This is a genomic window from Cohnella mopanensis (assembly GCF_022352055.1).
Taxonomy (GTDB): domain Bacteria; phylum Bacillota; class Bacilli; order Paenibacillales; family Paenibacillaceae; genus Cohnella; species Cohnella mopanensis.
This window is the reverse complement of the sequence record NZ_JAKRWM010000049.1, coordinates 1-301: the sequence shown is the minus strand read 5'-3', so window position 1 is coordinate 301 and position 301 is coordinate 1. Positions and strand designations below refer to the sequence as shown.

1 protein-coding gene is annotated in these 301 nt (G+C 57.5%); it reads left to right on the top strand.

All coding sequences use genetic code 11. From position 1 onward, the window contains the following. On the top strand, positions 1–301 hold a 301-nt coding region (locus L3D05_RS26295; RefSeq protein WP_239619331.1), incomplete at both ends, for an S-layer homology domain-containing protein.

Here is a 301-nt window from a genome sequence, read left to right as displayed (position 1 = left end):
CGCGACAAGCGCAAACGGAATACTCCTCGGATTCAACGATGGTACATTCCGTCCTACGGAAGTTGTAACTCGTGCTCAGATGGCTGCAATCGTATCCAGATGGGTAACGAACGCTTGCAAGGCGGACGCAGTTGCTTATGATACATGCGGCAAACTCGGCGGAGCGGTATCGTTCCAAGATGTGAACGCGAAGCACTGGGCAGTCGATGAGATCGGAGTCGCTGCGGCATCGGGCATTATGACTGGCGGAGCGAATGGAACGTTCCGGCCGGACGAAGCGCTGACGCGCGCGGAAGCGGTG